The organism is Shewanella sp. SM55 (assembly GCF_025654025.1).
Lineage (GTDB): Bacteria > Pseudomonadota > Gammaproteobacteria > Enterobacterales > Shewanellaceae > Shewanella > Shewanella oncorhynchi.
In genome coordinates this window covers 102763-120886 of sequence record NZ_JAKKRS010000010.1, presented here as the reverse complement: position 1 = coordinate 120886, position 18124 = coordinate 102763, and the positions used below count along the sequence as shown (strand labels likewise).

General features: G+C 47.3%; 14 protein-coding genes. 13 read left to right on the top strand and 1 reads right to left on the bottom strand.

The features are described from left to right. Window positions 1-12: 12 nt before the first annotated feature. The 4 genes from L5L91_RS13895 to L5L91_RS13880 are packed head-to-tail and all read left to right on the top strand — an operon-like array spanning window position 13 to window position 3455. Window positions 13-1188 carry an MFS transporter gene (locus L5L91_RS13895; protein ID WP_263236889.1) on the top strand — a complete coding sequence of 392 codons (1176 nt, stop codon included), beginning with the start codon at window positions 13-15 and terminating at the stop codon, window positions 1186-1188. 60 nt (window positions 1189-1248) lie between these two features. Then, window positions 1249-2427 (top strand): ATP-NAD kinase family protein, encoded by a 1179-nt coding sequence (locus L5L91_RS13890; RefSeq protein WP_263236888.1) that lies wholly within the window; start codon window positions 1249-1251, stop codon window positions 2425-2427. A gap of 4 nt (window positions 2428-2431) precedes the next feature. Beyond that, the gene (locus L5L91_RS13885; RefSeq protein WP_263200556.1) at window positions 2432-2716 is read left to right on the top strand and encodes a YfcL family protein; all 285 of its coding nucleotides are present in this window, start codon (window positions 2432-2434) and stop codon (window positions 2714-2716) included. Then, window positions 2706-3455: an RNA methyltransferase gene (locus tag L5L91_RS13880; protein ID WP_263236886.1), complete on the top strand. Its 750-nt coding sequence runs from the start codon at window positions 2706-2708 to the stop codon at window positions 3453-3455. The genes L5L91_RS13885 and L5L91_RS13880 overlap by 11 nt, the downstream gene beginning before the upstream one ends. A 95-nt stretch (window positions 3456-3550) precedes the next feature. Here the strand turns inward: L5L91_RS13880 and mnmC are convergent, their stop codons facing one another. Then, complete coding sequence (gene mnmC / locus L5L91_RS13875; RefSeq protein WP_263203345.1) at window positions 3551-5593, bottom strand: FAD-dependent 5-carboxymethylaminomethyl-2-thiouridine(34) oxidoreductase MnmC; 2043 nt, start codon at window positions 5591-5593, stop codon at window positions 3551-3553. A gap of 138 nt (window positions 5594-5731) precedes the next feature. On the opposite strand from mnmC, the gene fabB reads away from it, so the two are divergent. The 9 genes from fabB to purF all read left to right on the top strand — a co-directional run bounded on the left by fabB (window position 5732) and on the right by purF (window position 18013). Then, window positions 5732-6943 carry a beta-ketoacyl-ACP synthase I gene (fabB, locus tag L5L91_RS13870; RefSeq protein ID WP_041408164.1) on the top strand — a complete coding sequence of 404 codons (1212 nt, stop codon included), beginning with the start codon at window positions 5732-5734 and terminating at the stop codon, window positions 6941-6943. A gap of 159 nt (window positions 6944-7102) precedes the next feature. Further along, complete coding sequence (locus L5L91_RS13865) at window positions 7103-8233, top strand: 4-phosphoerythronate dehydrogenase (protein ID WP_263163400.1); 1131 nt, start codon at window positions 7103-7105, stop codon at window positions 8231-8233. 2 nt (window positions 8234-8235) lie between these two features. Continuing rightward, window positions 8236-9252: an aspartate-semialdehyde dehydrogenase gene (locus L5L91_RS13860; RefSeq protein ID WP_131523510.1), complete on the top strand. Its 1017-nt coding sequence runs from the start codon at window positions 8236-8238 to the stop codon at window positions 9250-9252. Window positions 9253-9429: 177 nt separating this feature from the next. After that, window positions 9430-12867: a FimV/HubP family polar landmark protein gene (locus L5L91_RS13855; protein WP_263163398.1), complete on the top strand. Its 3438-nt coding sequence runs from the start codon at window positions 9430-9432 to the stop codon at window positions 12865-12867. A gap of 102 nt (window positions 12868-12969) precedes the next feature. Beyond that, window positions 12970-13755 (top strand): tRNA pseudouridine(38-40) synthase TruA, encoded by a 786-nt coding sequence (gene truA / locus L5L91_RS13850; protein WP_028761033.1) that lies wholly within the window; start codon window positions 12970-12972, stop codon window positions 13753-13755. Window positions 13756-13799: 44 nt separating this feature from the next. Continuing rightward, window positions 13800-15071 carry a bifunctional tetrahydrofolate synthase/dihydrofolate synthase gene (gene folC / locus L5L91_RS13845; protein ID WP_263163396.1) on the top strand — a complete coding sequence of 424 codons (1272 nt, stop codon included), beginning with the start codon at window positions 13800-13802 and terminating at the stop codon, window positions 15069-15071. Then, the gene (locus L5L91_RS13840) at window positions 15064-15837 is read left to right on the top strand and encodes an SPOR domain-containing protein (protein WP_028761031.1); all 774 of its coding nucleotides are present in this window, start codon (window positions 15064-15066) and stop codon (window positions 15835-15837) included. The genes folC and L5L91_RS13840 overlap by 8 nt, the downstream gene beginning before the upstream one ends. A 115-nt stretch (window positions 15838-15952) precedes the next feature. Further along, on the top strand, window positions 15953-16441 hold the full coding sequence (locus tag L5L91_RS13835; protein ID WP_028761030.1) for a CvpA family protein: 489 nt from the start codon (window positions 15953-15955) through the stop codon (window positions 16439-16441). A gap of 57 nt (window positions 16442-16498) precedes the next feature. Beyond that, on the top strand, window positions 16499-18013 hold the full coding sequence (gene purF, locus L5L91_RS13830; RefSeq protein ID WP_028761029.1) for an amidophosphoribosyltransferase: 1515 nt from the start codon (window positions 16499-16501) through the stop codon (window positions 18011-18013). Window positions 18014-18124 lie beyond the last annotated feature (111 nt).

Genomic DNA, 18124 nt, shown 5'->3' with positions numbered 1-18124 from the left:
TGGAATGCGTTAATGTCAACTTCTTCTAGCACAAGCCGGCAATTGCGCTGGCTTTGTGCCTGCTATTTTTTCTTCTTTTCTATTCTCGGCACTATGGTCCCTTATCTTGGGGTCTTCTTCGAAAATCGCGGTTTTAATCCTCAAGAAATTGGCTTTTTACTCGCCATCCTGATGGCGACGCGCATTGTTGCGCCGAATGTGTGGGCTAAAGTGGCTGACCGTACTGGGATGCGCACCGAGCTGATCAAAATGGGTGCGGGAGCCGCCGCGCTGGCGTATTTGAGTTTCTTCTACCATGGTGGTTTTGTGTATATGGCGCTGAGTTTGGCTCTCTATACTTTCTTTTGGAATGCGATCCTCGCCCAGCTTGAGGTGATCACCTTAGAAACCTTAGGCGAGAATGCCAGCCGCTACGGTCAAATTCGCAGTTGGGGCAGTGTCGGTTATATTTGTCTTGTTGTCGGTGCGGGCTTTGCCATTGGTCAGTGGGGCACAGAAGTGCTGCCTTATATTGGTTTGTCATTATTTATTGGCATGTTAGCCAGTGCGTTGCCATTACCTGCAAATCGTTTAGTGCGTGACACCAGTCAAGTGCGGCCGCCATTGCAATGGAATCGGGCGATTATTTGGTTCTTAGTCTCGGCCATGTTGCTGCAAATGAGCGCGGGACCTTTCTACGGCTTCTTCGTCTTATATTTAAAGCAAGCAGGTTACTCCGAATCCTCGGCGGGCATATTTGTCGCCCTTGGCGCTATGGCCGAGATCGTGATGTTTATGTTCGCGCCGCGTTTACTCGGCCGCTATGGCGTGAATACCTTATTGATTGTCAGCATCGGCATGACTTGTCTACGTTGGTTATTGGTTGCTTTTGGGGTAGATAGTGTGTTGTGGCTTGGTTTTAGCCAATTATTACATGCCTTTACCTTTGGCTTAACCCATGCGGCATCGATTCAATTTGTGCATAAACATTTCGATGCGAGTCACAGAAGCCAAGGTCAAGCCCTATACGCCAGTTTAAGTTTTGGGGTTGGCGGCGCGCTCGGTACTTGGATTTGCGGCTATATTTGGGGCGATGGTAGTGGGGCGGTTTGGTCTTGGGTATTTGCCGCAGTATGCGCCTTTGCCGCTATGCTGGCGGTATTCTTTATCCCTAAGGATAAACCGAGTGTTGCAGCCCATACGGCCTAGTCATATCCATTAAGATAAAAATATAAAAAAATCAAAAGATTGCGTTAAGTGAGGTAAAGGGTGATTCGGTTTCGTTTAGGGTTAGTTGTCAATCCGTTGGCTGGCTTAGGTGGCAGTGTTGGTCTTAAGGGCAGCGATGGCGTTGCCGAAGAAGCGCTCGCCTTAGGCGCTGAACCCAAAGCCGCCTTGCGTATGATGCAGGCCCTCGAGGTTATCCGTGATTATAGTGATGACATTGAAGTCATTACCGCTTCAGGCATCATGGGTGAAGACGCCGCTAAAACACTCGGTTTTACCACGCGAGTGGTGTATCAAACTCCGGATAAAACCCAGGCGCTGGATACGCAGGCCGTTGTGCGTGCGCTGCTGGATGAACCGCTGGATTTACTGCTTTTTGCTGGTGGTGATGGCACGGCCCGCGATGTTTACTCTGTATTTGAACAAGCCACTATCGACGACAAACTCCCTGTGCTCGGCGTGCCTGCTGGGGTGAAAATTCATTCCGGCGTTTACGGTATTACGCCCCATGCGTCTGGCATGGTGGTCAAGATGTTACTCGATGGCGAACTTGTCAGTTTGATGTCCGCCGATGTGATGGATATTGACGAAGTGGCTTTTCGCCAAGGTACAGTGCGCGCTAAACGATTTGGTGAGCTCTTAGTGCCCGCCGAGCCGCGCTATGTGCAAGCGGTGAAGATGGGCGGCAAGGAAGTCGATGAACTCGTGCTGGCCGATATCGCCGCCGATGTGATCAATCAAATGGAAGATGAACTGTACATCATGGGCTCTGGCAGTACGGTTGCCTTTGTGATGGAAGAGTTAGGCCTCGATAATACCCTGCTCGGTGTTGATCTCATTCAAAATAAAAGTTTAGTCGACAGTGACTTAACCGCGAACAAATTACTCGAATTGACCCAAGATAAGCCGACTAAGCTGGTGATTACCTTAATTGGTGGCCAAGGCCATATCTTAGGGCGCGGTAATCAACAGTTGTCGCCCGAGCTCATTCGGCGCATCGGAAAAGACAATATTATTATCCTTGCCACAAAAACTAAGCTAAAAGCACTTGATGGACGACCACTAATTGTGGATAGTGGCGACCCTAAATTAGATAGCGAGCTTGGCGGCTACTATAAAGTGACGACGGGCTACCATGATTACGTCATGTATCAGGTGGCCAATCCAGATTTATTGGTCGCAGCAGATGTGTCGGCCAATCCAGTATTAATGGAGAGTTAGACCCATGTTAGAGCATTACGAAGACGCATTAGAACAGTGGATCGCCAGCGTTGTTAGCCATGGTGATGACGATGCTTTGTTTGCCTGTGGCTATTTACAGGGCCATGTGGCCGTAGTGTTGTCGCAATTGGAAGCGCAGGGTGAAACGGATCTTGATGCGTTAATGCTAAAAATGACCGACTGTCTAGCGCTCGCGCGCCAAGAATTAAACGATGCCGATTATGCCTTGGTTGAACAGGCATGGGCACAGCTGCATGCATGGATTGTAGGCGAATTTGATGTTGCCTAGCTCCCAGCCGATGACTGACAACGAGCAAGTGACTAATACCGAAGTAACGAGTGTAGAAATGCCGAGTGCTGAATTAGCCAGTGAGCAAGCTCTCGATGCTAGCGCGGTATTTATCGGTTTAGTGAATCCTAAAACACCCGTTAACGTCGGTGGCATTATGCGCGCATCGGGTTGTTATGGCGTCGATGGCGTATTTTACACTGGCAGGCGCTACGAGTTAGCCGCGCGTTCGGGTGCTGTGCAATACCATGTCGATACTAAAGATGCTGGCGAGCGCATTCCGCTCACGGGCGTCACTTCATTGTTAGCCGCGATTCCGGCGGACACTCAGCTTATCTGTGTCGATTTGGTGGTGGGCGCAACGCCGCTGCCGGATTTTGTCCATCCCGCAAAAGCCTTTTATGTGTTTGGTCCTGAAGATGGCACCATTGGCCAAGAGATTATCGATAAAGCCGATGCTGTAGTGTATGTTCCTACGGTCGGTTGTATGAATCTTGCTGCTTCGGTCAATGTGCTGTTATACGACAGATTGGCTAAATCCCACCGTGAGGCTGCAGATCTGACATCGAGCATAGGCGGCGATGCGCTGATCCGTCAGAGTCGTGATAACAACAATCGTACTCGGGTAAAAGTGGCGAGAGAATCGAGAAAGCCCCGACATATTGAGGCTAGTTGTGTAGAGCCTAGCTGTCTTGAACCTAGCAGCAGTGATAACACTATTGTTGTTACTGCCGCTTAAGCGGTTTACATAAAATATTTTAAAAAGGGATTAAGCCAAGGCTTAATCCCTTTTTTATAGCGCTCAAAAACGTTATTTTTCTAGCGATTGATTGCCTAGAGCGCTTTGCCCTTGAGCAATTTTCGCAGCCACATGCGATTGGGGTTGAGTTTACACAGAGTCGCTTTATCGAGTGGTATTGGTTCGCCGCAAAGCTGCGCCGCGAGACATTCGGCGGCAAGTGGCCCAGAACTTAACCCCCGTGAGCCTAACCCGCCGAGAATATACAGCCCTTGATGCACGGGTGCTGGCGTGGTTTGCCAGTAGTGACGACTTTCTTTCGTGAGTTGATGTTGCGCATAATCTTTAATAATTTGTGGCACATCGGGCGCGCAGCCCATCATAGGGAAATGATCCCGCGTGACCATACGCACGCCAACACGGGCATTGTTGCCACTCATGTCGATATCTTCAAGCCAAGGCTGATTGGGGTAACTCTCGTGCATTTTGGCGAGGTTTTCTTGCTGCTCCAGCGGGCAAAAATCTAAATGCTTGGGTTCTTTAACGTAACTTGCGCCAAGGGAGTGGAGTCCTTCGTGACTCGGGGTTAAATAACCGTTGGCGCACAGCACAGTCGCGAGCTGACTCAATTGAAATTGAGCTGGCACATGGCTGACTTGGCCGCGAAAAGGGCTAATTTGTAATTTGTTGCTGGCATCAAATTGCGTGAGCGCTGCGCCATTGGCGAGCACAAGTTGTGCAAAGGGGCCAAAGCGATGCTTAGCGGTGATTAAATACCAACCTTCACTTTGATGCTCAATTTCAAGGATCTCAGTCTCCAAATGGAGTTTGACCTCAGTAAGCTGCTGCGCTTTTTGTAGTGCGGCTTCGGCATATTCGTAGGGACAAACCCAGCCAGCCAGCGGATAGAAAAAGCCTGATTTGTCGATATTAATGTTCGCAAGAGAATTGGCCTGCTGCGCATCGACTCGATAGGCAATTTCACTTGGCCAGTTCTGGCTTTGAATAATTTTATCGAGTCTTAATTGGCTGCGTTCATCGTGGGCGGTTTGTAATATCCCGCAAAAATCATGGGAAATCGGCGTTTGATGTGGGGCGGGGGCAGATGTCAGCGCCTGTACTCTACGTCGACTAAATAAAAATGCCTGCTGGAAGAAGCGGCTTAATTCATCATTTTCCGGTGTCAGCAGTGGATAAATCGCCCCTTGGCGGTTGCCCGAAGCGCCTTGGCCAAGCTTGGCATCTTTACAAAAGAGCTGCGTACTTTTGCCGCGTTCCGCCAAAGACAGCGCCAAATGCGCCGAGGCTAACCCGCCGCCTATGATGGCAATCGAGCAGGGCGCGTCCGAGGATAATATTGCAGCCATAGGATTAAAGGCATAGGCTTTAGCATCTTGCTGGCGTAAGACGTGGCGCTCGTGTAACAAAATGGCATCAGGCTGATGGTTTGTCTGTATTTCAGCGCAGGTAAAATCCCTCTCCTCAAAGCCACAGGCTTGGAAACTGCTCACAGGTGTTTCGCTTAGTTCGCTTGATTCGTTTAATCCAATAGTTGCAACAGTGGCGCCATCGTCACTGAGTTTTGCCATCTGCCAATGGATCTGCTGATTTAACCCATTTTGTAGATGGGGCAATACCAGCCAGTGCTGAACGGGGTGAAGCGGAGAATGGATGAGTGAACTAAGCTGGGATTGAATATCACCAAAGTGCAGGTCGATTGTGGTACGACCGTCATCAAAAATTAATCTCTGACAACCTATAATAGCCGTCGGCTCTGTATGAAGTAAGCGTTGGGCAAGTGGCTCAAGCTCAGGCACTTTGGCTAAACAGGCGGATTGATCCCAAAGTAATTTAAGTTCGTAAGCATTAATCGGATTGGGTTCGAATACGTTAAGGAGTAATCGTTGGTTAGGGTTCGTCTGAGTGCGCCACCAAGATAAGAGTTCAAGCCCGTTACCTAAACCAATTTGCCCTAATACTAAGAGTTTTTGCTGTGAATGAGCCTCAAATACCCGCTGCTGATAAATGCTCAATTTGCTGAGATAGTGTGCATCAGTGTGAGCTGTTGCGGGATAAAGGTTGATTAATTGCGGGTAATCGCGCTTAATTTGGCAAGGTTTATTGGGCTCTGCAGTCAAAGAAATTTACTCTCGGTCTCATAATTGGCATTATTTTACTCGCCTTTATGGAAAGCTGACCACTTAATTGAGTCAAAACAGATACTATTGGCTCAGCGAAAAGTAGGTACTGACATGTACACAATGGATAGCAATAAAATGAAAAGAGTCGTGATCACCGGAATGGGTGTTGTTTCAAGTATCGGTAATAACAAGCAAGAAGTGACCGAGTCACTGAAAGCGGGCCGCAGTGGTATTACGCATTCAGCTCAGTTTGAAGAGATGCAGTTACGTAGCCACGTATGGGGTGACATCAAGTTAAACCCTGCTGAGCATATCGATCGTAAGGCATTGCGTTTTATGGGTGATGCGGCAGCTTATGCCTACATTGCTATGCAAGAAGCGGTTGCCGATGCCAATTTAACTGAAGAGCAGTATTCAGATCCGCGCGTAGGTTTGATTGTGGGTACAGGCGGCGCATCATCGTCTAACCAAGTACAATCTGCCGATACATTGCGTGAAAAAGGCGTTAAACGCGTAGGTCCGTATATTGTGCCTCGCATCATGTCGAGCACGGCCAGCGCTTGTTTAGCCACGCCATTTAAAATTAAAGGCATGAATTATTCTATCAGTTCAGCCTGTGCAACCAGCGCCCACTGTATTGGTCACGCCGTTGAACTTATCCAAATGGGTAAGCAAGACATGGTGTTTGCCGGTGGTGCTGAAGAAGTGGATTGGACACTGACCATGGGCTTCGACGCTATGGGCGCACTGTCAACCAAGTACAATGCCACACCCGAAAAAGCCTCTCGTACCTATGATGCAGACCGTGATGGTTTTGTGATTTCTGGCGGCGGCGGTATTTTAGTGGTTGAAGAGTTAGAGCATGCTCTGGCTCGCGGCGCAAAAATTTACGCTGAAGTGATTGGTTATGGCGCGTCTTCAGACGGTTATGACATGGTGGCGCCATCGGGTGAAGGCGCTGTGCGTTGTATGCAAATGGCGATGATGGATGTCGATACCCCAATCGATTACATCAATACTCACGGCACTTCAACGCCAGTGGGCGACGTGCGTGAATTAGAAGCGCTACGTGAAGTTTTCAAAGACAAGTGCCCACCGATTGCATCGACTAAGTCTATGACAGGTCATGCATTAGGCGCCGCAGGCGTACATGAAGCGATTTACAGCTTAATCATGATGGAAAACAGCTTTATTGCCCCAAGCATCAATATCGAAAATCTGGACGAAGCGGCGAAAGATATGCCTATCGTGCGTGAATATCGCGATGCTGAGCTGAATACTGTTATGAGTAACAGCTTTGGTTTTGGCGGTACAAACGCCACGCTAGTGATGCGTAAATTCAAATAAGTTTGTTTATCAAACGCGATAGAAGGGAAGCTTAGGCTTCCCTTTTTTATGGGCGTTTTTTGTAAACCTGTTGCATCGACAAGGATTTATCCCATTAGTCTTGTTAGAATACCGAGCATCTTGATGCCTTCCATTCCCACTTTTTTAGATCAGGTGCCCATGAAGATTTTAGTCGATGAAAATATGCCCTATGTTGAACCGCTATTTGGCGATCTCGGGGAAATTATTCCTGTTAATGGCCGCACGTTAACCGCAGCGCAAGTGCGCGATGCCGATGTGTTATTAGTGCGCTCAGTCACCAAAGTGAATGCCGAGTTACTCTCGGACAATCATCAACTGAAGTTTGTCGGCAGTGCCACTATAGGCACAGATCATGTGGATTTAGCCTACCTTGCCGAGCGTAATATCCCCTTCTCTAATGCGCCAGGTTGCAATGCGACTGCGGTTGGGGAATTTGCTTTTATCGCTATGCTGGAGCTAGCACAGCGGTTTGATTCGCCGCTTAAGGGCAAGGTCGTCGGCATAGTGGGCGCGGGTAATACCGGTACTGCAACAGCAAAATGTTTGCAAGCCTACGGTATTAGCGTGTTGCTTAATGATCCCATCAAAGAGAAACAGGGCGATCCGCGCAGTTTTGTGAGCTTAGAAACTATCATGGCGCAGGCCGATATCATCAGTTTGCATGTGCCCATCACGCGCACGGGCGAGCATAAAACCAAACATTTGTTCGATGAGGTGCGCTTAAAGGCGCTCAAACCCAATACATGGTTAGTGAATTGCTGCCGCGGTGATGTGATAGATAACAAAGCACTTGTCAGAGTTAAACGCCAGCGTGATGATCTCAAACTTGTACTTGATGTGTGGGAAGGCGAGCCAACACCGATGCCTGAACTGGTGCCACTGGCTGAATTTGCCACCCCGCATATTGCAGGTTACAGCTTAGAAGGTAAGGCGCGCGGCACTTTTATGCTCTATCAAAAGCTGTGTCAGTTACTTAATATTGCTGCCGATAAAAGTCTGCTGGATCTCTTGCCAAGCTTTAACATTAAGGCGGTCGAACTTGCGACCGCGCCGAATGAAAAAGCGTTATTACAGCTCGCGCGTTTTGTCTATGATTTGCGCGATGATGACAAGATGTTCAGAAATACATTCTTAAATGAGAATGGCTTCGACACTATGAGAAAAAATCACCAACATAGACGCGAATTTAGTGCATTGGCGCTGGCTTATGACGGTCAATCTGAGGTAGATTGGTTGTCCAATTTAGGTTTTTCAGGAGTCGGTCAGTAGCTATGTCACAGGAATTTAATGTTGTCGTTTTAGGTGCATCGGGCGCAGTGGGTCAAACTATGATAGAGATCCTCGAAGAGCGTAATTTCCCGGTTGCCAATTTGTACCCTTTAGCCAGTAGCCGCAGCGCCGGTGAAACGGTCAGCTTTCATGGCAAACAAATTACCATTCTCGACGTAGAAACCTTCGATTGGACCCAAGCTCAAATTGGTTTCTTCTCTGCAGGTGGTGATGTTTCCGCCAAATGGGCGCCGATTGCCGCTGAAGCAGGCTGTGTTGTGATTGATAACACCTCACACTTTAGATACGACATCGATATTCCTTTGGTTGTACCTGAAGTGAATCCGCATGCTATCGCTGATTTCCGCAATCGCAATATCATTGCTAACCCAAATTGCTCAACCATTCAAATGCTGGTGGCACTTAAGCCTATTTATGATGCCTATGGTATCAGCCGCATTAATGTGGCAACGTACCAGTCAGTATCGGGCACAGGTAAAAAAGCCATTGAAGAATTAGCGCATCAGTGCACTAAATTATTGCAAGGTTTACCTGCTGACGCTGAAGTCTATCCAAAACAAATTGCTTTTAACGTATTGCCACAAATCGATAAATTTATGGATAACGGCTATACCAAAGAAGAAATGAAAATGGTCTGGGAAACCCAGAAGATTTTCGGTGACGATGAGATTTTAGTGAATGCGACTGCCGTACGTGTGCCTGTGTTTTATGGTCACTCGGAAGCCATTAATATCGAAACTCGTCAGCCTGTTGATGCCGAAGACGTTAAAGCTTTACTGCGTAATGCCGAAGGAGTGGTATTGTTTGAATCCGATGATGATTATCCAACAGCAGTGACAGATGCCGCAGGAACCGATCCGGTTTATGTGGGTCGCATTCGTAAGGATATTTCTCATTCTCACGGGATTAACTTGTGGGTCGTGTCAGACAATATTCGTAAAGGCGCAGCCTTGAACAGTGTGCAAATTGCCGAGATCTTAGTGAGAGATTATTACTAAGCATTAGATTGCATTTGATGCCCATTGAAAAGCCTGCTGTCAGCAGGCTTTTTTTGTTTTACAATTGTGAACAGTAGCAGGGCGGGGATTTCTGGTTTATAGTAATCTCAATAAATACAATTGCCTAAAGCCTGTTATCAGTGAGATAACTTTATAGCGCTTCAAAGGGAAGGATTGATGAAATTTCGCACTTCGTATCTTGTGGGTCTAATGGCCACTGTTTTAGCTGTTTCTTCTACCGCTTATTTTATTGATCCCGCCGTTGCTGCAGATACACCAAGATTAAAACCCTTAAAAATCATGGGGCCAGACGGACAGATTCGTCAAGTTAACCATCAATATGGTCCAACGACATCGAAAGACACTTTTTGGAGCATAGCGCAAAAAGTCCGTCCTGATGCCAGTGTTAGCGTCTATCAGGTGATGGCCGCCTTATACGATGCTAACCCTCATGCGTTTAACTCTGCCAGTTATAACAGTTTAGAACGCGGTATGATCCTGCTCATTCCGTCTAAAGAAGTCATGCTGTCGATCCCCAATCGTATGGCGATAGCCAGAGCAGAGCAAAGTGATAGACAATCTCGGGCTCCGGCGAAAGCAGCGTCTAAACCGCCAGCTAAGGTGACGACAGCAAAAGCGCCAGTCACGGCTCCTGCGGTGATTGTTGAAACGAAAGTGACACCACCTAAAGCGGTTGTTGAAACACCTGTTCCAGAAAAGCCCAAGATGCTGAGTTCAGATGTGACGGCGCGGTTAGAAGCGGCAGAAAGCAAAAATCTGTCATTAACCGATGAATTAGCCCGCACGCAAGATCAACTCTCAGTGCGCACTTCAGATGTTGAAGCGCTAAAAGTTAAAGTTGAAGAATTAAATCAACGGATTGCTGTGCTGGAAGAAACACTTCAAGCCAGCAAACTACAAAACCAAGCCTTGAAAGCCGAAGTTGAAGCTGCGCAAGTGCCAGAGACGATAGCTGTTGAAGCTGAAGTAGAGGCAGAGGCACCGATTGAGCCCGATGACTTGTGGCGCAATATCCTTAACAGTCCTGCGTTATTGATTGCCGCGGCTGTGATCCCTGCCTTGTTCTTACTGCTTGCTGTGTTCTGGTTCCTGCGCCGTAAACGCAATAAAGAACGTCGTGAAATGCAGACACAAGAAGCGGTTATGGCCGCCGGTGCAGCTGGGATTGCAGGTACCGCCATCATGGATATGGATGATGACGATTTAGACGATATGGCGGTACATTTAGATTCTGACCATGCGGACTCCATCGATAGTCTTCTTGATATGGGCAGTGTCGATTTACAACCTGAGCAAGATTTGACTGACTCCCACGATCAGATGGATATGGCTTCTGAAATGTTTGTCGATCCGGGGATCTCTGCCGAACCTGAGGTTGAAGACGAAGGGCAATCTCTTGATGATCTGTGGGCCGAAGCCATGGGCGATCAGGAAGAGGATATTGTTGAGGAGAAACCTAAATCTGGCAATATTCTTGAGGAAGCCGATCTTGATGCACTATTAGCGGGCCTAGGTTCTGACGACAGCACTTCTGAAGACAGCACCGAAGCCGAAGAGGATTTAAGTGAATTAGAGCGTAACTTTGCGAGCGATTTAGCTCAAGAAGATGACAGTAATGATGTTACTTCTAAGTTGAATGATGTTGAAGTCGCAGACACTAAACCTGCCGATGAAGCCATCGCGGATGACGATGATCTTGATGCATTACTTGCCGAGTTTAGTGTTCCTGCAAAAGATACTGAGACTGCACAAGCGCCTGCCCCAGACGTTGTTGCATCTGATGATGAAGATCTCAGTGCTGCCATCGCGGCAGAACTCGGTGATGAGCTAGATGATGAACTTAGCGGAGAAGACGTTGATGATATCGATGCCTTATTGGCTGATTTCGATAAACCAACGCCAGCCGCTGAACCTGAAGTCGAGCCTGATCTTGGCGCTGAAATTGCTGCTGAACTAGATGCGGAGCTTAATGAACTGGGCGTAGAAGACACCGATGACATCGATGCCCTGTTAGCCGATTTCGATAAACCTGCAGAACCTGAAGTTGAACCTGATCTCGGTGCTGAAATTGCCGCAGAGCTAGACACTGAGCTTAATGAACTGGGCGTAGAAGATACCGACGACATTGACGCCCTGTTAGCCGATTTCGATAAACCTGCAGAACCTGAAGTTGAACCCGACCTCGGCGCTGAAATTGCCGCCGAGCTAGACGCTGAGCTTGATGAGCTGGGTGTGGAAGATACCGACGATATTGATGCTCTGTTAGCGGATTTTGATAAACCGACGCCAGCGGTTGAACCTGAAGTCGAGCCCGATATTCGTGCTGAAATTGCCGCTGAGTTAGACGATGAGCTTAATGAATTAGGCGTAGAAGAATCCGATGATATTGATTCACTACTGGCGAGTTTTGATGCTGAGCCTGAACTCAAAGTCGATGCAGAAGATGATGATATCAGTGCAGAAATCGCCGCAGAATTAGAAGCTTCGTTACCGGAAGACATAAAAGGTGAAGCGTCAGGTGATGATGATTTAGATGCACTCTTAGCTGAGTTTGATGTGCCGGAGCAATTGGATGCCGATGAAGATGAATTCGACTTTGATATGGAAACGGCGCAACTCGATTCAGACGACAATTCAGTTGACGAAGATAATTTACTTAAAGGCATAGGTGCGGCTCACTCTATCGACGGCACCGATGATACTTTTACATTAGTCGAGGAACTGAGTGACGATAACGACGCTGATGTATTAGCGACGGCCGCAGTCACTTTGGCCGCTGCTGCAGCCGCGGCCAGTGTTAAAGAAAAAGAATCTTCTTTCTTTAATGATTTAAAAGCCAATAAGAGCAAAGATCCCCATGTGCTCGATTGGGACTCAGAGCTAGATTTTGCACCTAAGGCTAAGCCTGCTGCAACGCAAGCAGATGTAACGGCTAATGATGTTGAGCCTAATAAAGATGCCACAGCGCTCGATTATGCTTCTCAAGAGAAGCCCATTAAGGCTACGCGTAACGATATTGATTTTAGTGAAGATTTTAAACTTGATATCAAAGAAGACACGGATGATTTGGACCTTGAGCAAGGGCTCGACTTAAGTGACGATAATGTGCTCGCCGCTTTTACAGCCAATACAGATTATGACGATGAAGATGTGTTGACGTCGGAAGACAGTTTCTCTCTGGTCGATGATCATAATCTTACCGTCGATGAAGCCTTGGCTGCACTCGATGCCCAGGAGTCGCGAAAAGCGCAGAAAAAGTTTGTTCCTGACCATGATTTAACCAGTTTTCAAAATGAAAACGGTTTTATCGACATCGACAAGTTGCTGAATGATGCCGATGAAGAGGGGGCTGATACCGATTTGTATTCGGAAGTTGACGTTGAGATGAGTGATGTCGGTGCTTTAATCGGTGATGCCGCGATGATCGATGTTGATGATGAAGAAAACTCAGTCAACGCTAAGCTGGATTTAGCGCGTGCTTATATCGAAATTGACGACAGCGACAGTGCGAAAGCCCTGCTCAAAGAAGTGCAAATTGACGGTAACGAGCGCCAGCAGGATGAAGCTGGACGTTTGCTCAAAGAGATTAGTTAATCCCGGTTGAGAGTGTTTCAATCTAACGGCGCCTTCAGCGCCGTTTTTTTTATGGGCTGCTGTGATAAAATGCGCCGCTAAATCAATTGTGAGGATAAGTGGATGCGGATTGCATTAGGTATTGAATATGACGGTAATGGTTATTTTGGCTGGCAACGTCAGGCCGAAGTCGATTCAGTACAAGGGCAATTAGAACGGGCGTTATCGATAGTGGCCAATGAGCCTATCGGCGTCTTCTGCGCTGGCCGTACCGATGCGGGCGTGCATGCCACAGGCCAAGTGGTCCATTTTGAAACCAATGCTATTCGTAATGAAGGCGCATGGACCTTAGGGGTGAATGCTAATTTGCCCGACAATATTGCCGTTCGTTGGGTCAAAGAAGTCGACGACAGTTTCCATGCGCGCTTTTCGGCCACCGCCAGACGCTACCGCTATGTGATTTATAATCACACTTTTCGGCCTGGGATTTTACGCCATGGTGTAAGCCATTATCACGGCAATATCGATGCTGACAAAATGCACCAAGCGGCACAGGCACTCTTGGGTGAGCAGGATTTTACTAGCTTTCGCGCTGTTCAGTGTCAGTCGAAAACACCGTTTCGTAATGTGCATTGCGTTAATGTCACGCGCCAAGGTATGTATGTGATTGTTGATATCGCCGCGAATGCTTTCTTGCATCACATGGTGCGCAATATTGTCGGTTCATTGTTAGAAATCGGTCTAGGTAATCAGCCACTGACTTGGATGGGCGATTTGCTCGCGTTAAAAGACAGAAACCAAGCCGCAGCAACGGCTAAACCCCATGGACTCTATTTAGTTGATGTGACTTATCCAGAACAATATCAATTACCTAAGCTCGCCCTTGGGCCATTATTCATGTTGGATTGAAAAGATCTTATTTGAGAGATAATCGAATACGAGGATATACGGACATGCTTACAGTACCAGCGCCAAATGCAGGATTGGAACAGTGGTTGGATTATTTGCTATCTATACATCCAACCGAAATCGATATGGGGTTAACCCGTGTCTCTAAGGTCGCGCAAACCCTTGGTCTTTTGGATTTAGGTCCAACCAAGATAGTGACCGTGGCGGGGACAAACGGCAAAGGCACCACCTGCGCCATGCTCGAAAATATTCTGCACTTATCGGGTTTGACGGTTGGCGTATACAGTTCGCCACACATGCTGAAGTACAACGAGCGAGTGCGTATCAATGGTAGCGATGTCAGTGATAGCGGTTTTGTTACGGCATTTGAGCAAATTGAAGCCGCGCGCGGCGATATTTCTCTGACCTTTTTTGAGTATGCTACGCTCGCAGGCTTGATACTCTTTAAAGCCGCTCAGCTTGACGTGGTTATCTTAGAAGTCGGTTTAGGTGGACGGTTAGATGCCACCAATATTATCGATGCCGACATTAGCGTACTGACGTCGGTCGATTTAGACCATGAAAGTTATCTCGGTAATACCCGTGAGCTTGTGGGCCGTGAAAAGGCGGGCATTTTCCGCCGTGGTAAACCTGCCATTGTAGGTGAACCCAACTTGCCACACACTGTCAATGATGTCGCCAATGAGGTTGGCGCCATCTTGTATCGCGTCGGTAACGAATTCAGTTATCAAGCCCATGGCAATCTGTGGGATTTTCAAGGTCAAGTGCTCAAACTGCACGATTTAGCGTTACCAACTTTGCCATTACCTAATGCGGCGACTGTATTGGCAGTGATTGAACAGGGCTGGCCGGATATCACGCCTTCAATTATTGCTGAGGGTATTAGCACGGCTCGGTTAACGGGTCGATTAGAGCGGGTGAGTGAGAAGCCGTTAGTGTTACTCGATGTTGCCCATAATCCCCATGCGGCGCGGTTTTTGGTACAACAATTAGCGCCAATCGTTGTGGGTAAGTGCGTCTTCGCCCTTTGCGGCATGTTGAAGGATAAAGATATCGCAGGTGTGTTGCCTGTGATCAACCCACTGATCGACACTTGGTATTTGGTCAGTCTGCACGGTGAGCGTGGCGCGAGTTCGGCCATGCTACGCAAAACATTAGCCACTGAGGCTGCTGCATTTGAGTTTGAGGACATATCTGAGGCTTGGTCTGCATTAAAAGCGCAAATTAACCCAGATGATGTGGTAATTGTGTTTGGCTCCTTTTACACTGTGGCAGGTTTTAAGTCTCAATTTATGCAGGAAGTCAGTTTTGTCTAGCCAGTTTCATAATCGTTTAGTCGGCACTGTAGTGCTGGTTGCGCTTGGGGTAATTTTTTTGCCGGATATTTTGGATGGCAAAAAAGATCGCCAAGAAGAGCAGTTTTCCGAAATTCCTTTGCGCCCGACCGTGATTGAGCAGCAAAAAGCCGACGATGATATGTTTGAAGTCTTGTCGGCCGAGGATGCTGCTGCGCTGAATGGGACTGAGGTCGCCTTAGCCGAAATGCCAGTTAATGCTGACAATGAAAAGTCTGCCGTTGCGCCAGTAATCGAAGTCGCAAAGCAAGATGTTAAGAAAGACGTTAAGCCTGATGTAAAAAAAGCAGAGCCTAAGCCTGAAACGAAACCTGAAGCTAAAAAAGAGCCGCCTAAAGCCACTGTAAAAACTGAGCCGGCTAAAAAAGCGGACGCTAAAGCGACTACTGTGGCTAAGGCTGAAAAGCCTAAAGCAGAAACGCCCAAAGCCAGTGCAGCCAAAGAGGATGCCGTTAAAGTGGTCAGCCGTGACAGCTTGAAAAGTGGCTTTACCTTGCAGCTTGGCAGTTTTAACAACGCAACGAATGTTAAAGCCTTGGTTGCACAGCTGCGTAAGAGTGGTTTTAAAGCGTACACTATTCCTGAAAACCCTAAAGATGGCGTATTAACTAAAGTGTTTGTCGGACCCGATGTGTCTGAGGCAAAGCTGAAGAAAGTACAGGTTGAGGTGGAAAACCTTACACGTCTCAAGGGCTGGATTGTTCCTTTTAATCCCTTAGAATCTTAATGGTGATACAACACACGAGACTGAAAATGATTTATTTACCTCACTAGGGGTGAGAATCGTTTCAGTCTCTGGTAGAATCGCGCCGTCTTAAAGCCCATGTCGGAAAGCCATCTCAATGGTTTGGATTGATTACGCTATCATATTCGTCATCGGATTATCGACTCTCATCAGTCTGATCCGTGGATTTGCCAAAGAAGCCATGTCCTTAGTGGTATGGTTTGCGGCTTTCTTTGTTGCCAGCCAATTTTACCAAGATCTTGCCGTTCACTTAACACAAATGAACGATGAGATGCTGCGTAATGGCGTTTCTATTGCCATCCTCTTTATTACCACTTTGGTACTCGGTGCCTTAGTTAACTATATTCTCGGACAACTTGTTGTCAAAACCGGATTATCTGGCACTGACAGGCTTTTGGGCTTGTGCTTCGGTGCTATTCGAGGCGCGCTTATTGTGAGCGCCTTGTTGTTTTTCATGGATGCTTTTACAGGCTCTCCCAACTCCCAATGGTGGAAAGATTCTGTGCTAGTACCCGAATTTGGCGTTGTTATTCAATGGTTTTTTGACTATTTGGAAAATACCTCCAGCTTTGTACCCAAACTATAAGAAAGAAAATAAAATAATCCTAAGTGATAGAACATCTTACAATGAGGAAGCTTACCCATGTGTGGTATCGTCGGAATAGTTGGCCAATCATCGGTTAATCAGACCATTTATGATGCACTGACAGTGTTGCAGCACAGAGGTCAGGATGCGGCAGGTATTGTGACCATTGATCGTGGTGCTTTCAGACTACGTAAAGCCAATGGTTTGGTTAAAGACGTTTTTGAAGTCAAACATATGCAACGCCTACAAGGTAATGCTGGTATTGGCCATGTGCGTTATCCAACTGCGGGCAGTTCAAGCGCATCTGAAGCGCAGCCTTTCTATGTTAACTCGCCATTTGGGATCTCATTAGCCCATAACGGTAACTTAACCAACACAGTCGAATTAGCCGAAGGGCTGATCAAAAAACGTCGCCACGTGAACACCACTTCGGATTCTGAAGTCTTGTTAAACCTGTTGGCCGACGAACTGCAAAAAACCACGAGTTTGACCCTGACGTCGGAAGAAGTGTTCGATGCGGTCGCTAACGTACACCAACAAGCTCGTGGCGCCTACGCGGTTGTTGCCATGATTATTGGTCAAGGCTTAGTCGCGTTCCGTGACCCATTTGGTATTCGTCCTTTGGTATTAGGTAAGCACGAAACTGCCACTGGCACTGAATACATGGTGGCTTCTGAAAGTGTGGCACTTGATGCCGTTGGCTTTGAAGTGATGCGTGATGTAGCACCGGGTGAAGCGATTTATGTTTCAATTGACGGTCAGCTGTATACCCGTCAATGTGCAGCCGAGCCTAGCTATGCACCTTGTATCTTCGAATTCGTCTATTTTGCCCGTCCAGATTCGACGATCGACAAAGTGTCTGTATATGCAAGTCGCGTCAACATGGGCGCTAAGCTTGGCGAGAAGATTAAGAAAGAATGGTATGATCACGATATCGACGTGGTTATTCCTATTCCTGAAACCTCTTGCGATATCGCGCTGGAGATTGCCCGTTGCATGGACTTACCGTACCGCCAAGGTTTTGTGAAAAACCGTTATATTGGCCGTACCTTCATCATGCCTGGTCAACAGGAGCGTAAGAAGTCAGTGCGTCGTAAGTTGAATGCCATTAACACTGAGTTCAAAGGCAAAAATGTCCTGTTGGTGGACGACTCTATCGTTCGCGGTACGACCTCAGAGCAAATCATCGAAATGGCCCGTGAAGCAGGTGCTAAGAAAGTGTACTTTGCCTCTGCCGCACCGGAAATTCGTTTCCCGAACGTGTACGGTATTGATATGCCAACGTCGAATGAGCTTATTGCACACGGTCGTGATGCCGATGAAATCGCCAAGTTAATTGGTGCTGATGGCATTATTTTCCAAGACTTACCCGATTTAATTGAAGCGGTAAGAATGGAGAATCCTGCGATTAAACGTTTCGAAACGTCCGTATTTGATGGTCACTACATCACGAACGACGTTGACCAAGCGTATTTAGATCACTTGACGCAACTGCGTAATGACGATGCTAAAGCCGATCGAAATAAAGATATCGGCACTAACTTAGAGCTGCATAACGTCTGTCACCCATAAGGATTGTGGGTCATTCAGTATCGTAAAATTTGTGTCCTTTTTGTTCTAAACGATACAAAAAAGCCAGTGAGAAATCACTGGCTTTTTAATGGCTTATATTTGCTTAACGGA

Excerpts from the sequence above, each read along its gene's own strand:
- L5L91_RS13860 (WP_131523510.1), top strand. The coding sequence starts at position 8,236 with ATGTCACAGGAATTTAATGTTGTCGTTTTAGGTGCATCGGGCGCAGTG.
- L5L91_RS13885 (WP_263200556.1), top strand. The coding sequence starts at position 2,432 with ATGTTAGAGCATTACGAAGACGCATTAGAACAGTGGATCGCCAGCGTT.
- truA (WP_028761033.1), top strand. The coding sequence starts at position 12,970 with ATGCGGATTGCATTAGGTATTGAATATGACGGTAATGGTTATTTTGGC.
- L5L91_RS13835 (WP_028761030.1), top strand. The coding sequence starts at position 15,953 with ATGGTTTGGATTGATTACGCTATCATATTCGTCATCGGATTATCGACT.
- L5L91_RS13865 (WP_263163400.1), top strand. The coding sequence starts at position 7,103 with ATGAAGATTTTAGTCGATGAAAATATGCCCTATGTTGAACCGCTATTT.
- L5L91_RS13880 (WP_263236886.1), top strand. The coding sequence starts at position 2,706 with ATGTTGCCTAGCTCCCAGCCGATGACTGACAACGAGCAAGTGACTAAT.
- purF (WP_028761029.1), top strand. The coding sequence starts at position 16,499 with ATGTGTGGTATCGTCGGAATAGTTGGCCAATCATCGGTTAATCAGACC.
- L5L91_RS13855 (WP_263163398.1), top strand. The coding sequence starts at position 9,430 with ATGAAATTTCGCACTTCGTATCTTGTGGGTCTAATGGCCACTGTTTTA.
- L5L91_RS13895 (WP_263236889.1), top strand. The coding sequence starts at position 13 with ATGTCAACTTCTTCTAGCACAAGCCGGCAATTGCGCTGGCTTTGTGCC.
- folC (WP_263163396.1), top strand. The coding sequence starts at position 13,800 with ATGCTTACAGTACCAGCGCCAAATGCAGGATTGGAACAGTGGTTGGAT.
- fabB (WP_041408164.1), top strand. The coding sequence starts at position 5,732 with ATGAAAAGAGTCGTGATCACCGGAATGGGTGTTGTTTCAAGTATCGGT.